We start from the raw sequence: 13,930 nt of genomic DNA on the forward strand, positions 1-13,930 counted from the left end.
CTAGTGGTATTCCACCTATAAGAGGTTGAGTTTTCAGTACGTTTAAAAATTCATAATCCAAATCTTGATTCACAGTTCGATCCTTCGGTATTTCGTCATTCGATATGCAAACTAATATCTCATTTTTCTCATCTGACAGACTGCAAACTTTATCTCTTAAGATTAAAGAAAAAGGTAAATCAATCCACCCCTTGCCATTATCAATCAATTTCAGTAAATACTTTAAAATTAACGAATTCGGGATTAATGAAAGATCATATTAAACTTCTTTATGGAGGTATCATTGCGGTAATTATCGCATTTTCTCTGGCATTTCTATTTCAGAATTTATGGATTGGTTACACCGCAGCATTCGTCACAGCGATCATTTGGTTGGTCATTATTGATCAAAAAATAGTATCGAAAAGCAAACACCGGGCCGCCAAGCCAATCTTTCGGTTTTTTGTAGTTCTGCTGCTCATCACCCAGATACTCGCTTCAGTCCGTTTCTATATGAGAAGTGACTTTCAAAGAGAGAACTTACGAACCATTCGTACAACAATTGTTGAATCAATCTCTCAAATTGAGATGGAAAAAGCACTTCAGCAAACCTTAAGACACTACTATCAGGAAACTGATTACTCTGAAACCACTCTTGAAGAATCATTTCGAACACTTTTTTCCGATCGCCTGAATGAAGACGGCACATTTGATCCGGAAATTCCTGATCAAGACAGGGAGATGCCGGTCACTTACGAAATTGCATCTCCCGATTCCATAATCCTGGAGGTCTCTGCTGTTTTCACACCCGGTTACGATGCAGAATATTTGAACATAAGCGGCAACCGGGGCATGTATGAAGCCCAAGCCATTCTAACCAAAGACGGAGTTGTTTATGAACGCCAAAATTAAATATTACACTCCCTGGATCAATATAGGGTTAATAATTTTGATTCTATTTCTTCTGGTGTACCTTTTAACCTCCGTTTTCAATTTTTCCATTTACAATTTATGGATTTTTTCTCTGTTAATGTCTGCTGCACTTCCCGGTGCTGAAATACTGAAATTCATTACCCTTGAATCCATCAATTGGTTTGGCGGGGATCAAATTTCATTTTTTGAATTCTTTAAGTCTGCATCGGTAGTTCTTATCGGTATGGTGCTGCTGTTTATTCTGGCACCCTGGTTTTTCCTGAGAGGAATTTTGAAAGCCAACACCGATGATCAAAACTACCCCCTTTCCTGGTACATCAGCACTGTCATTTTATGTTTTGGTATTATTCTACCAACCATTTTCGGTATCAATCAAATTGCTTCCAATTCTGTAGAGCGCAGTAATATACAAAGCATGGAAGCCAGCCGTACTTTGGACCGGCTTCGATCGTATATGTCACACGTTGCTTTCGATGCCTCCGAATGGTGGATTCTGCCCGATGAGGCCGGTGGCGGAAATGGATCTTTTTTCATAAATGATGATCCAGCTATAGCTTTGAACAACCTCAAGTCATATGCCCCTGAACACCCGGATTTTGAGTTAAACATTGAAGAGATCCCTACAGACTCTACCATGATCCTAAAAGGAAGTGTGATTAATCAGGATATTCTAGATGAATCTAAGCGTCATATCACCCTGGAAGTCACACCTATGAATGATTCGCTTTTTAAATTTCTCTAGTCAAAACTTATCCTGTTACATCTGAATGAATAATTAATTACTCAGATCGAACGGTAACAAGATCTGCATCGTTATTTTAGGTGAAACGTAGAAATAACAAACATTTAAAATTTAGGGCAGATCATGTTAGACAAATTAGCTTATATCTCTACAGGACTTGGAATTACATCAATCGCAGCTAGTATCGCCACTTGGTACGCAGAGAAAGGTGAAGATGTAGAAGAAAACGCACACGCTGAGCGCAGTGGAATTTTCATCGGCCTCTGGCCACAAACATTTTTCGCACTGGCCATTGTACTTTTCAAATTAAAAGAGTTAGGACACGACAAAGATGTGAAACGACTGCTGAAAAAACTGGATAAAAAAGTGAAAGAAGCTGAAGCTTAATATCAACACATACATGACGAATGCCCTTATCCGTGCAGCCTGATTTTACAAATTTCAGACGGACCGGATAAGGGTTTTTTATTTCTGCCTCCACTTTCATCAAAGATTAGTTTAATGAATCTCGCTAAAATTATACCTCATTAATACAGACAACTGATCGACTTTTACTCAATAAAGCTCTCCTTAAAAATTTATTATTTACCATTCGAACGTTATTGGATGTAATTTTCTTTGCAGAGTACATATTTTGCAAGCAACCCAAAGATTTTAAAAAGCCATTATGTCGAAACTCTCTGCTGAGGAGAAATTTATTGATCTGTCTGATTATGGCCGCACATTTGCCGTAAAAATTGCACAGATATTTTCAAAAACTACTGCAACTCCTGTTCACGTTACACTGCTATTTGGTATCAGCGGACTAATAGCTTGTCTTCTAATCATCCAAGGATATTACACAGCCGCCGGACTTTTTTTGATCCTTAAATCTGTCCTTGATGCTGCCGATGGAGAACTGGCACGCGTAAAACGGACGCCTTCCTACACCGGCCGATATCTTGATTCGGTGTTTGATATTATCCTTAATTTTATCATCCTTCTCACTATTCAGCAGGTAACGGGTCAACCGTTATGGATGATGTTTTTGGCATTTGCGTCCATTCAGCTCCAGGGTACTCTCTACAACTATTACTATGTAATTCTAAGACAGAAATCATCAGGCGCAGATAAAACGAGTCGAATTTTTGAAACTGAAACCCCGACCGCTCTTCCCGGTGAGAAGCAGTGGTCGGTAACCCTTCTCTTCAAAACCTACCTTTTCTTTTACACTCTATTCGATCGGATCATTTATCGCCTCGATCGTCAAGCATCAGAAAGCAAGCGTTTTCCAAAATGGTTTATGAGTCTTCTCTCCCTGTACGGACTAGGTTTTCAGCTATTAATTATAGCCGTACTCCTTTCACTCGGACTAATTCATTTGATCCTCCCATTTTTTATTTGGTACTCAGCAGCTATAGTGATCTTTATAGGGATAAGGAAGATTTTTTTGAATGAGTGATCAACCCCCTCTCCTCGGAGCCTGTCCCGATTTTTTTTATCGGGAAGAGGAGACAAAAGAAAAATGCGTACAGCATTTTCTTCAGAGGTGTGTTCGCGCAGAATTATATAACCCACATTCAAAAAACTACTACACATACCACACACTCAACTACTTTTTCTAACGTCTCTCACACTAGTTCTCTTTGTAATTTGCTCTTTTTTATTGAACTTAATAGTAAATGAACTAAATCCATCAGAGTCATGAAAATACTTGTCCCTACCGATTTTTCTGAATTAAGTGAGAAGGCTCTTGAAGTAGCCGATAAATTTGCAAACTTGATGGATGGAACCGTTACTCCATTCCATTCACACATTCCCATATCCGAAATGGATGAGCCCTATGCGCTGGGAATGAGCTCTCAAATGTATCAGGACTTTGACAAAATTGAAGAAGCACTCTCTGATCGTCTGAGTCAGCTTGCGGAGGAGAAAGTAGACAAAAGGCGGCTGGAAAAGCCGATCGTCATGATGGGAAATCCTGCTCAGAGTATCGTTGATGCTTCCGAAGAGTATGACTATATCGTAATGAGTACACACGGTCGCACAGGGTTTAGCCGATTTTTATTAGGTTCAGTTGTAGAAAAAGTGCTTCGTCTTGCGCATACTCCCGTATTAATTGTAGAAGATGAATCGGACGTGGATGACTTCAAGAAAATTCTTGTCACTACTGATTTTTCCGATAACGCAGCCAGTGCTTACCCATATGCCAAAGCAATTGCAGAGAAAACCGGTGCCGATCTGGACCTTATTCACATAATCAGTTTTGATCAGTTTGATGAGGAAGAAGAGGGATCAATTTCAATAACCTCTATTCGTGAAAAGCGGATCAAATTGTTGGAAAAAGAGTATTTCCATTCACTGAAAGGTGACGTAAACTCTATGGTTATTGTCTCTCAGGACTCTCCACATGAGGCAATTTTTAATCACGTAAAAGATAACGATTACAATCTGATCGTAATGGCAACAGTAGGCCGAACCGGTATCAACTACCTGATGATGGGAAGCACAACCGCCAACCTGGTCCGCCACGTGAATACCGCAGTTCTAAGCGTAAATCCCAAAAGGGATAAGCAGTAGTTTAAGATAGACCTCTCCTCTCGAGAGGAGACAGAAGACAAATGCGTACAGCATTTTCTTCAGAGGTGTGTTCACGCTGGGTTAAGATGCTCACCCCATAACTTTGAGGTTGATCTAAACGCATGCTCCCAACAACACACCCCTCGGCGAGTGAGCAGCACTTTGTACTCTAACTCTACCATTTCCCCTCTCCAGAGGGGACAACTGTACCTCTCCTCGGAGCCTGTCCCGATGTTTTTGATCGGGAAGAGGAGACAGAATGCGGAGTGTTCAACGGAGCATTCAGAGGTGTGTTCGCGTTGAATAAGTTATTCACTCAAAAACATTGAGTAAATTCTCAACGTATCCACTTTCGAACAAAAGCTTTATTCAAATAGCAGATTTCCACTCTTTACTTATACTTTTCTCATCAAAAGTATAAAATGATTAGTTTTTTTAAATCCTTATCCTACTAATTTAGATGAAGTTAGATAACTCTATTGTGTATTATTCATCCAAACAAATAAATTCAATTAACAGTGTAAGGGAATCGGTTTTTTCGTTCCATATACACAGATCAATCTACAATAGTCTAAGATTGACTAATCAGAGATAAATTAGAGAGTATTTGAGAAACGTATGAGCAGCGTTTCTCAACACACACCAACAGAGGATTTTGGCGGACACCCAAAATCCTCTTTTTTTGAATGCCTAATTCTTAACAGGTTCTCTTTTCGCCCTTCAATAGCAGATCCCTTTCTCGCCAATCGGGCAAAAACTGATCCATCAGTCTGTAAAATCGTTTGTTATGCAGTCGCTCGTGCACATGTACCATTTCGTGAACCACTACATACTCCAGGCATTTCGGATCTTTTTTTGCCAGTTCCAGGCTGAGCCATATTCTCTGAGCTCGAATATTGCAGGTTCCCCACCGGGTTTTCATCCGTTTCACACCAAACTCCCTTACATCCACTTTCATGATTCCTTCCCACTTTTTAATCAGTTTTGGAATCTCACGCTTCAGTTCAGCTCGATACCACTCAATGAGCACTGATTCCCTCTTTTGTGGAGAGCTCTCCGGACGCACCATAAGGCACAGTTTATCATCCCTCTTTTGAACCCTGGGAGGACGATTTACTTCGTTAACTGAAAGAACCATTTTCTGCCCCCAAACCGTATGGATTTCTCCATCCCGATAAGACAGACTCTGTACTTTTTTCGCCTTTTGAATCGCTCTCTTATTCAGATGTTTATTGATCCATGAAAATTTTTTCCGCGCAAATTCTTCTGCTACCGAAAGATCTGTTCTCTTAGGTATGGACATGGCAACCCTGCCGGCAGTAGGGTAAATTCTGATATTGAGATTTTTCACGCTTTTTCGTGTGACTTCAATCTCAATATCGTCAAGTTGAATGATGTGCTTGGGTGGCATATTCAGATCAATCGCGCATCAGTTTTTTGTACTGAATCCTATGCGGTTGGTCTTCGGAAATTCCTAAACGCTGTCGACGGTTCTCTTCATACTCCTCATAGTTCCCTTCAAACCAATAGACCTGGCTGTTTCCTTCAAACGCCAGAATATGAGTCGCTACACGATCGAGGAACCAGCGATCATGCGAAATCACCACTACACAACCTGCAAACTCCAGAAGTGCTTCTTCAAGCGCACGGAGCGTGTTCACGTCCAGATCGTTGGTTGGCTCATCCAGAAGAAGCACGTTGGCACCCTCCTTCAACATTTTAGCTAGATGAACCCGGTTGCGTTCACCGCCTGAAATTTCACTCACCTTCTTCTGCTGATCACTGCCACTGAAATTGAATCGTGCCACATAAGCACGGGAATTCATCTCACGATTTCCCAACTTGATCAAATCCTGCCCACCGGATATTTCTTCCCAGATCGATTTCTGAGGATCAAGCGGACGCTTCTGATCCACATATCCCAGCTTCACAGTATCGCCCGTCTCAAAGTTACCGCTGTCCGGTTCCTCTTCTTCCGTGATCATCTTAAAGAGTGTGGTTTTACCGGCACCATTTGGACCAATTACACCTACAATTCCACCCGGCGGAAGATCAAAGCTCATATCCTCCATCAACAGACGATCATCAAACCCTTTAGATACGTGTTCAGCTACAATTACTTTATCACCCAATCTAGGTCCTGCCGGAATATAGATCTCCATATCTTCCCGGCGTTTCTGATGCTCTTCGGAGAGTAGTTTCTCGTAAGAGTTAATCCGTGCCTTACTCTTTTTCCGGCGACCTTTTGGATTTTGACGAATCCAATCCAGCTCCTGCTGCAATGTCTTCTGTCGCTTCGACTCCTCTTTCTCTTCCTGCTCCAAACGGTTCTTTTTCTGCTCCAGCCAGGATGAGTAGTTTCCTTCGAACGGAATTCCTTCTCCCCTGTCTAATTCCAGAATCCATCCGGCCACATTATCAAGAAAGTAACGATCGTGAGTAACGGCGATTACTGTTCCTTCATATCTTGCAAGATGCTGTTCCAGCCAGCCCACAGATTCTGCATCCAGATGGTTGGTAGGCTCATCAAGAAGCAGTACATCAGGCTTTTTGAGCAGAAGCCTGCAGAGTGCTACACGGCGTTTTTCTCCACCTGACAAAACCTCAATTTTAGCATCACCCGGAGGAGTTCTCAGAGCGTCCATCGCCTGCTCCAGCTTGGAATCGATATCCCAAGCACCAACTCGATCAATCTTCTCCTGAAGTTTTGTCTGCTTCTCAATCAGTGCTTCAAAATCGGCATCCGGATCACTAAATCCTTCGTTAACTGCTTCATACTGTTTGATTAGGTCGATCGTCTCCTGAACACCTTCTTGCACGATCTCCTTCACCGTTTTCTCCGGATCGAGTTCCGGTTCCTGCGGCAGATAGCCAAAGGTGATCCCCTTCTGACGTGAAATATCACCCATGTAGTTTTCATCTTCTCCGGCAATAATTCGGAGCAGGGTACTTTTTCCGGCACCATTCAATCCCAAAACACCAATTTTGGCGCCGTAGAAAAAAGATAGGTAGATGTCTTTTAAAACTGTTTTGTTGGGTTTATAAACTTTACTGACCCCAACCATCGAAAAAATAATTTTCTTATCGCTCAATGCACTAATTGTTAAATTCAAGCTGAAATGTAGATTGAGAAAATACAGTTCTATTGCGTCAAAAACGAAAAATTTAGATTAAATTGAACCTGTTCATCAATCAAATTTAATTCTCTTCCATAGAATGATTACTGTTTAACGTAGATTAAACAACATATATCTGAATCAATATGATTTTGCCATTTTCACCGGAACTCGTTCTGCTCCTGCTGGCTCTCTCGAAAGAGAGTGACCTGGATGACCATGCTCTGTCGCTGGCTATTAAGAATGGAGATCAAAAAGCCTTTGAAGAATTCTTTAACCGGCACTACAATCATCTCTACCGATTTATGGTCAGCCGCAGTATGAGCCACGAAGAAGCCCGGGACCTTGCCCAAAAAGCGTTTGTAATGATATGGGAAAAACGAAATGGAATCGATGAAACCAAATCTCTCCGGTCTTATCTCTTCACGATTGCTTACACAAGGATGCTCAATCACGTAGAGTACCAGTCAAAATTTAAGGATACTGAACTGCCCGAAGATGAAACATCTGTAAAAAACACCGATAACACTCTCGACTACAAAGAGCTGATTCAAATCATAAAAAAAATCATTTCGGAAATGCCCGAAAAGCGCGGAATGGTTTTTGATCTCTGTTTTATGCAGGAGTTTACCTACAAAGAGACCGCCGATGCACTCGACGTGAGCCCTAAAACAATTGAAAATCACATGACACTTGCTTTTAAAGATCTTCGTGCCCGGCTGACTCAAATTTATGGAGACCATCTTCCGAAGGACTTTAAAAAATTAAAAAAAGATTAGGGGTACACCCCGCTGTGAACTGTATAATGTATGAACAGAATAAGAAAATGATTCAATTAGCCGCATGAAACGACGTTATCAACTCATATTTTGGATTATTTTGATTGCTTTCCTGCAAGGGTGCACGATTGACAGCTTTGAAAATAATAAATCACTGCTGAATGATGAGGAACTTAGAATAACGGGGCAGATTATCGGAGAGTCCGTTTCTGAAAATGAAAGCGGACTTCTTTCCAGTTTTTCGGAAGCGTTTGCCATTCCCACAAGTAACGGTCTGGCTACTGGAAATTCAGTGCTTGCCACCGGCAGTTTCCGAAATCTTCAAAACTATTCCTATCAGTACAATTCGACAGACGGAGTTCACCGGACTCAATTCAGCCGCACGGACCTGGTTACCGGGATACCAACTGAATATAATCTGAAGTATATCTTCCGAGACAGTCAGGGGAATTTTATTGAATCCCCAAACCAAAACAGTCATTTAATTGAATCCCTTGAATTTACAGGAGAGCGAACCGGTCAAATTGAAACAGCTTCAAAATCTTCCATTTACAACAGAACCGACCGTTTCATCATGGATGGTTTGTCGGATCAATCCTCCTCAATAACATTGGACGGGTCACACTCCGGTGAGGGGCAGTTTATTAGAAATGAAATAAACAATCGTGTTGAGCGGGATTATCTACTCGAAATTAATTTCCTGAATGTCCGTATAAACAAAGAAATTGTTGAAAGTAACCGCAGCTTCCGAAAAGGAGTGAACGGCGCTGTGAGTTATGAATCTACCATTCGATCCAATCAAAATGGCGAGGCTGCCGATTCTAAAATTGTAAACGGTACCGTCAATTTTAACGGAGATGGAACTGCCCTCCTCAGATTTCAGCAAACGTTTAACACTTTTCGAATCCGGCTCGAGAACGGTGATGTATTTGATGATGAAGAGTTTGAAGGTCTTGTAATGGAAACCAACCTGGAAAATCAAACCTTTACCATTTCGAACGGACAGGTTATTCAATTAACAGATGAAACTGAGATCGATGATGATTCAGATTACTTATCTCTGCAGAATATTGCCGATGGCATTGGCAATAACCAGCGAATTGTAGCTGAAGGCGACTACTATCGCCCGGATGAAAATGTAAACCTTTGGATTGCAACAGAAGTTGAGTTTGAGCTGGAGGAAAATGAATTTGAGGAGTTTATGTTCGACATAAACCTCTCCGACAGCACAATTACCCTGATTACAAATGAGGTGTTTTACATCACTCCTGAGACGGAAGTCGAATTTGATGATGATTTCACATCACTTCAGGATATAGCAGATGCTCTTAGCCAAAATCTTCCCGTATTTGCAGAAGGTGATTTTTATATCCATCCGGAAACCGATCGATATATTTTAACGGAAGTGGATTTCGAGCTTGAACTGGATGAATTTGAAGAGGTAGTGCGATCTGTTGATCTGGAAAACCAAATTGTCACGCTAATCAATGGTCGGCAGGTTCTCATTACGGAACAAACAGTTATCGACGGTGAGGGTGATTACGTATCACTCGAAGAAGTATCACAAGCTTTGGAAGACGGAAGTGAAGTGGAAGCAGACGGTGATTATTTCTACAACTCTGCCGATGCAATATGGGTAGCCATTAGCATAGAATTTAAAAACGAGTCCGATTCCGACTCAGATAATGATTCTGACTAAAAATAAAAATGACATCAAATAACAATATACCGGATAGCGATCAAGACCTACAACTGAGTAAGGCTTATGATAAAGTTGTGTCCGGACGGATTGAACCGTCTCAAGTTGAAGATACTCTCTTTAAGCTGCTTCAGGAAGCTAAAGCCTATCAGCTGGAAAGTGATCGCAGCATTCCAGTAAGAGATAAAGAAGAGGCAAGAAAATCCATCTTTGACCAGATCAATCCTACTGAACAAAAGGATGTCAAAACGGGTAGTGCGAACATTTACACGCTTTCCCGTAAAAAATGGATTTGGGCAGCCGCTGCTGCAGCTTTAATTCTCTTTACATCCATATTCTTACTGCAGCAAAGCTCAGAGATTGAGCCAACACTGATCGCTGATGCCGGTACAAGTATCACCACGGTTACATTACAAGATGGCTCCAATGTGACTCTGCGACGAAATTCTCAGCTCTATAAAAATGAAAGTTCTGACCAGCATTTAAGCTATTCTCTTTCCGGTGAAGCCCTGTTTGAAGTGACTCACAATCCGGATCGTGAATTCCAGGTTGAGACATCGGAAGGCCGGGTTCGTGTTTTAGGTACCACATTCAACCTTAGCGATCGAAATAGTGAAACAAAAGTTTACCTCATTGAAGGCCAAATCGCTTTTGAAACCGCAGATCTTAATCAGTCTGTAACGCTAACAGACGGTGAAGGCGCAACCATTCAGGATTTGCAACTTTCTGAACCATTTCAATTTGAGGAAACCAATGTGACATCTTGGACTCAGAAACGGCTAACTTTCAGTGAACGAAGTGCAGGCTCGATTGCAGATGAGCTTGAATTTCATTTCGAAATTGAAATTGAGATGGAAGAAAGCATCCGATCGGAGATTCTGGGTGGATCCATTACACTCGAAGATCGAGAGCAGAGTCTGACAGATCTTGAAGTCGTTCTGGGTGGTAATTTTGTTCAGGATGATAAAAATCGGTACCGATTTCAACAATAGTAATGAACATTAGGGGTTTAGGGAATATGATCTCATTGGGGAAGTGCTTTTTTCTGGCAGCATTATTGTGCGTTCTGCAATCAGAATACGCCGGGGCTTCCGATTTTTCTTTTTCAAACACACCACTAAAAGAGGTCATACAGACCCTTGAGGAAGAGACAGGATACTATTTTCTATACCGTGAATCCCTGATTAGTGACGTAAATGTAACCCTGGAGTCGGAAGAGAGTGCAATTTTTGAAGAACTGAGTAATTTTCTGACTCGGTACGAGATCTCCATGCTGATCGACCACGATAGAAAACAGGTTTTAATATCCCGGATTGAAAGCAGCAATAGAGGCCGAATCTCCAGTGTTCGGATTACCGGACAAGTTGTAGACCATCGTTCAGGTGAACGACTACCTTTTGCCACCGTTACATGGAACGAGTCTGGAGAGCAAAAAGGAGCCGCTACAAATGCCTCAGGCCGGTTCTCAGTAACCCGGCAGCTTTCAGCAGATGAAATTCAATTAACCTTCTCCTATATTGGCTACCAGCGACAAGAGGTTGAACTTACCATTCCTGAGTCCAATGAAATTCGAGACCTAACGGTTCGTTTAGAGCCAGAACCATTACAGGGTAACGAGATTATTGTTTCCGGGTCGATGAGCTACAATCCCGGTGATACGCTAGCCAACCGGTTGATGGACGCCTCGAGATTTAGTCCGATGGGCGAATCAAACTCAATTCGCGCACTGCAATCACATCCATCCGTAGCTGCAGGAACTGCCATCAATAACGGAATTAATGTTCGAGGAAGCACTCCGGACGGATTTATGGTTCAGCTTGATGGACTCAGTATATTTAATCAAAGTCATCTCTTTGGCCTTCTAGACAGTTTTAATCCGGATGCCATACAGAGTGCGGGTTACTACTACGGCGTTTCACCGGCCCAGATGGATACACCAACCGGCGGTGCACTTCAGCTCATTACACGAACCGGCTCCATAAATGAATTCAGTGGAAATGCTGGGCTCAGCAACACAAGCCTAAGTGGAACATTTGAAGGGCCATTAGGCAATAGAACCAGCTGGCTTCTATCCGGGCGCGTCTCGCTCATGAATCAGCTTGACTGGTTCAGCAATTCAAAAATGATTCAGTGGGGCCTGGATATTAATCGTCCGCGCCGGGTAGCGGGAGATTTTCAGGACTTCGCCGATCTGGTATTGATTCCCGGTGATTCTAACGCTTTCTTTGGTGATCTACACGCCAAAATTTATATCGAAAACAGAGACGCATCGCGATGGATGTTCAGCGGATATTTTGGCGGAGACTATACCAAACAGCAAGCTGAGCAGCGAACCCGTACGGCCGAATCCGGCAGCGATTTCACTTTTCAGCCGGTTCAAACCACAAATGAGTGGGGAAATATCTCCTTCTCTGCACAGTATGAGAAAGAGCTGAGTCATCGTCTTTTCAGTTCAACACTGGCAGGTGTCAGCTCCTACCGTACCGATTTTGAGAAAGAGGATTTTGTTTATGCCCGTTTGAACTCTACAGACGAATCAGAAAATGTTTCGGTGTTCACCTACCCATTCCGAAACAGAAGCACCATAAACGAGTTCAAATTCAACCAGGAGTTAGAGTTCAGCAGTACGAACTTCTCTGCTATCGGTGGTGCAGGCTGGAAATATTACCTGGGAGAGTACAGCGAATTCTCGTTTGACAGGCCATCCTATTTTCAAAATGTTGGATCACACATGGTTCAGGGCTATCTTCAGAACAAATGGGAACCACTCAACTATTTAGAACTTCACGCCGGATTAAGAGCAACCTACTACACGCTCAACAGCGAATTATACCTCTCTCCTCGAGGAGAAATTGTCATAAAACCATTGGATGCTTTACGTTTTAAAGGAGGATATTCTGTGAATCAGCAATTTTTGCATAGAATCACAATTGAAAACAGCGCTACATCAGACGTTTGGATTCTGACCCCGGAAAATCAAAAACCGGCAGAGGCTGAACAGTTTACACTCGGCTTTCAGATCACGCCTTCTAACCAATTTCTTTTAGAGGTTGAGGCCTACCAAAAAGAGTATAAAAATCTGAGAAGCCATGAGCTGAATACTCAATCACTGGCCAATACATTCTCTCAAACTCCCTGGTTTTATCAAAACAGCGGCAGCGCTACAGGTGTTGAATTTCTCTTGCGCAGCTACTTTGGCCGTTTTGTCATTTCTCAAACCTACACCCTCTCTGAGATGACATTCAGCAATCCCTTTTTACTGGACGGTGAGGATTTTTATGCTGAGTGGGATCGCCGGCATAGTTACAACGCAGTATTGGAAACTAATCTGGGATTCGGATTTGACCTCTACCTCTCTTGGCTTACGATGAGCGGAGCGCCAAATAGGCTTAATATTTTCCAGGATGATCCTGTTGAACGCCTGGATGCCTACCAGCGGCTTGATGCTACACTAAGTTTCTCTCATCAGTTCCAAAACCAGAAAAAGTTTGAAGCTACCCTTTCTATCTTCAATGTTTTGGACTGGGACAATGTCTGGTACAGAAATTATGCCTTCTCATTTGATGAAACACGATCCATACCCAGATTAATACCTGTTCCTGTGGATGTGTTAGACCTCGGCTTCCACCCTTCTTTTTCTGTGAAATACTCGTTCTAGAAAAGCACTACACCGTAATCCGTGTAGCCTGTCTCCGGGGGCTAAACTATGGAGTGATATAATTAAAGAATGAGCTGCGGATAAAAAACTTTTAATGGAAATCAATCCTATTCTTCTGAATGAGAGTAAAAGATTAGCAGTGAAACGATAAAATAAAAAAGCCCTGTGCGTCAGCAACAGGGCCCATGGGGTATATTGGAATTATTTTAAGAAGTATTAGTCATCGTCGTCGTTTTCAATTTCCAGATCCAATTCAGTAACCACATTTCTTTCGGAACTGTCCACGTAATACTCCCCGTCAGCTTCCACGGTGTATCCCTCGCTAATAGCACGCTCGAGTTCATCAAGAGATTTCAGGTCATCATCAAACTTGGTCTCGCTGTTCACATGCAGCGCCATTCCGCTGGCCAGGGTAAAAGTTTGCTCTGTGAGGTTCACTGACTCTACGTAGCCTTCAAAATCGTA

13 protein-coding genes are annotated in these 13,930 nt (G+C 42.2%); 9 read left to right on the forward strand and 4 right to left on the reverse strand.

Annotation, left to right across the window (positions count from 1 at the left end):
- On the reverse strand, positions 1–208 hold a 208-nt coding region (locus ACESM0_RS08995), incomplete at its 3' end, for a hypothetical protein (protein ID WP_372905711.1).
- 38 nt (positions 209–246) lie between these two features.
- Here ACESM0_RS08995 and ACESM0_RS09000 point away from each other — a divergent pair.
- From ACESM0_RS09000 to ACESM0_RS09020, 5 genes are all read left to right on the forward strand, one after another.
- The gene (locus tag ACESM0_RS09000; protein ID WP_372905713.1) at positions 247–891 is read left to right on the forward strand and encodes a hypothetical protein; all 645 of its coding nucleotides are present in this window, start codon (positions 247–249) and stop codon (positions 889–891) included.
- Positions 875–1,654, forward strand: coding sequence for a hypothetical protein (locus ACESM0_RS09005; protein ID WP_372905715.1), 780 nt, complete (start codon positions 875–877; stop codon positions 1,652–1,654). Before ACESM0_RS09000 ends, ACESM0_RS09005 begins: the two co-directional genes overlap by 17 nt.
- Before the next feature lie 123 nt (positions 1,655–1,777).
- Entirely contained in the window at positions 1,778–2,041 is a 264-nt protein-coding gene (locus ACESM0_RS09010) for a hypothetical protein (RefSeq protein WP_372905717.1), read from the forward strand.
- 280 nt (positions 2,042–2,321) lie between these two features.
- Positions 2,322–3,095, forward strand: coding sequence for a CDP-alcohol phosphatidyltransferase family protein (locus tag ACESM0_RS09015; protein ID WP_372905719.1), 774 nt, complete (start codon positions 2,322–2,324; stop codon positions 3,093–3,095).
- A 242-nt stretch (positions 3,096–3,337) separates the two neighbouring features.
- Positions 3,338–4,213 carry a universal stress protein gene (locus ACESM0_RS09020; RefSeq protein WP_372905721.1) on the forward strand — a complete coding sequence of 292 codons (876 nt, stop codon included), beginning with the start codon at positions 3,338–3,340 and terminating at the stop codon, positions 4,211–4,213.
- 697 nt (positions 4,214–4,910) lie between these two features.
- On the opposite strand, the gene ACESM0_RS09025 is transcribed toward ACESM0_RS09020, so the two are convergent.
- Both ACESM0_RS09025 and ettA read right to left on the reverse strand, forming a co-directional pair.
- Positions 4,911–5,624, reverse strand: coding sequence for a M48 family metallopeptidase (locus ACESM0_RS09025; RefSeq protein ID WP_372905723.1), 714 nt, complete (start codon positions 5,622–5,624; stop codon positions 4,911–4,913).
- A 7-nt stretch (positions 5,625–5,631) separates the two neighbouring features.
- On the reverse strand, positions 5,632–7,305 hold the full coding sequence (ettA, locus tag ACESM0_RS09030) for an energy-dependent translational throttle protein EttA (RefSeq protein ID WP_372905725.1): 1,674 nt from the start codon (positions 7,303–7,305) through the stop codon (positions 5,632–5,634).
- A 170-nt stretch (positions 7,306–7,475) separates the two neighbouring features.
- On the opposite strand from ettA, the gene ACESM0_RS09035 reads away from it, so the two are divergent.
- The 4 genes from ACESM0_RS09035 to ACESM0_RS09050 all read left to right on the forward strand — a co-directional run bounded on the left by ACESM0_RS09035 (position 7,476) and on the right by ACESM0_RS09050 (position 13,465).
- Positions 7,476–8,108: an RNA polymerase sigma factor gene (locus ACESM0_RS09035; protein ID WP_372905727.1), complete on the forward strand. Its 633-nt coding sequence runs from the start codon at positions 7,476–7,478 to the stop codon at positions 8,106–8,108.
- A 64-nt stretch (positions 8,109–8,172) separates the two neighbouring features.
- Positions 8,173–9,807, forward strand: coding sequence for a DUF5666 domain-containing protein (locus ACESM0_RS09040; RefSeq protein ID WP_372905729.1), 1,635 nt, complete (start codon positions 8,173–8,175; stop codon positions 9,805–9,807).
- Between the two features lie 8 nt (positions 9,808–9,815).
- Positions 9,816–10,799: a FecR family protein gene (locus ACESM0_RS09045; protein WP_372905731.1), complete on the forward strand. Its 984-nt coding sequence runs from the start codon at positions 9,816–9,818 to the stop codon at positions 10,797–10,799.
- Positions 10,800–10,801: 2 nt separating this feature from the next.
- Complete coding sequence (locus ACESM0_RS09050; RefSeq protein ID WP_372905733.1) at positions 10,802–13,465, forward strand: TonB-dependent receptor; 2,664 nt, start codon at positions 10,802–10,804, stop codon at positions 13,463–13,465.
- A 216-nt stretch (positions 13,466–13,681) separates the two neighbouring features.
- Here the strand turns inward: ACESM0_RS09050 and ACESM0_RS09055 are convergent.
- A partial coding sequence (locus ACESM0_RS09055) for a DUF5666 domain-containing protein (RefSeq protein ID WP_372905735.1) occupies positions 13,682–13,930 on the reverse strand: 249 nt, incomplete at its 5' end.

Origin of the sequence: Rhodohalobacter sp., from assembly GCF_041686455.1 — a bacterium.
Lineage (GTDB): Bacteria > Bacteroidota > Rhodothermia > Balneolales > Balneolaceae > Rhodohalobacter.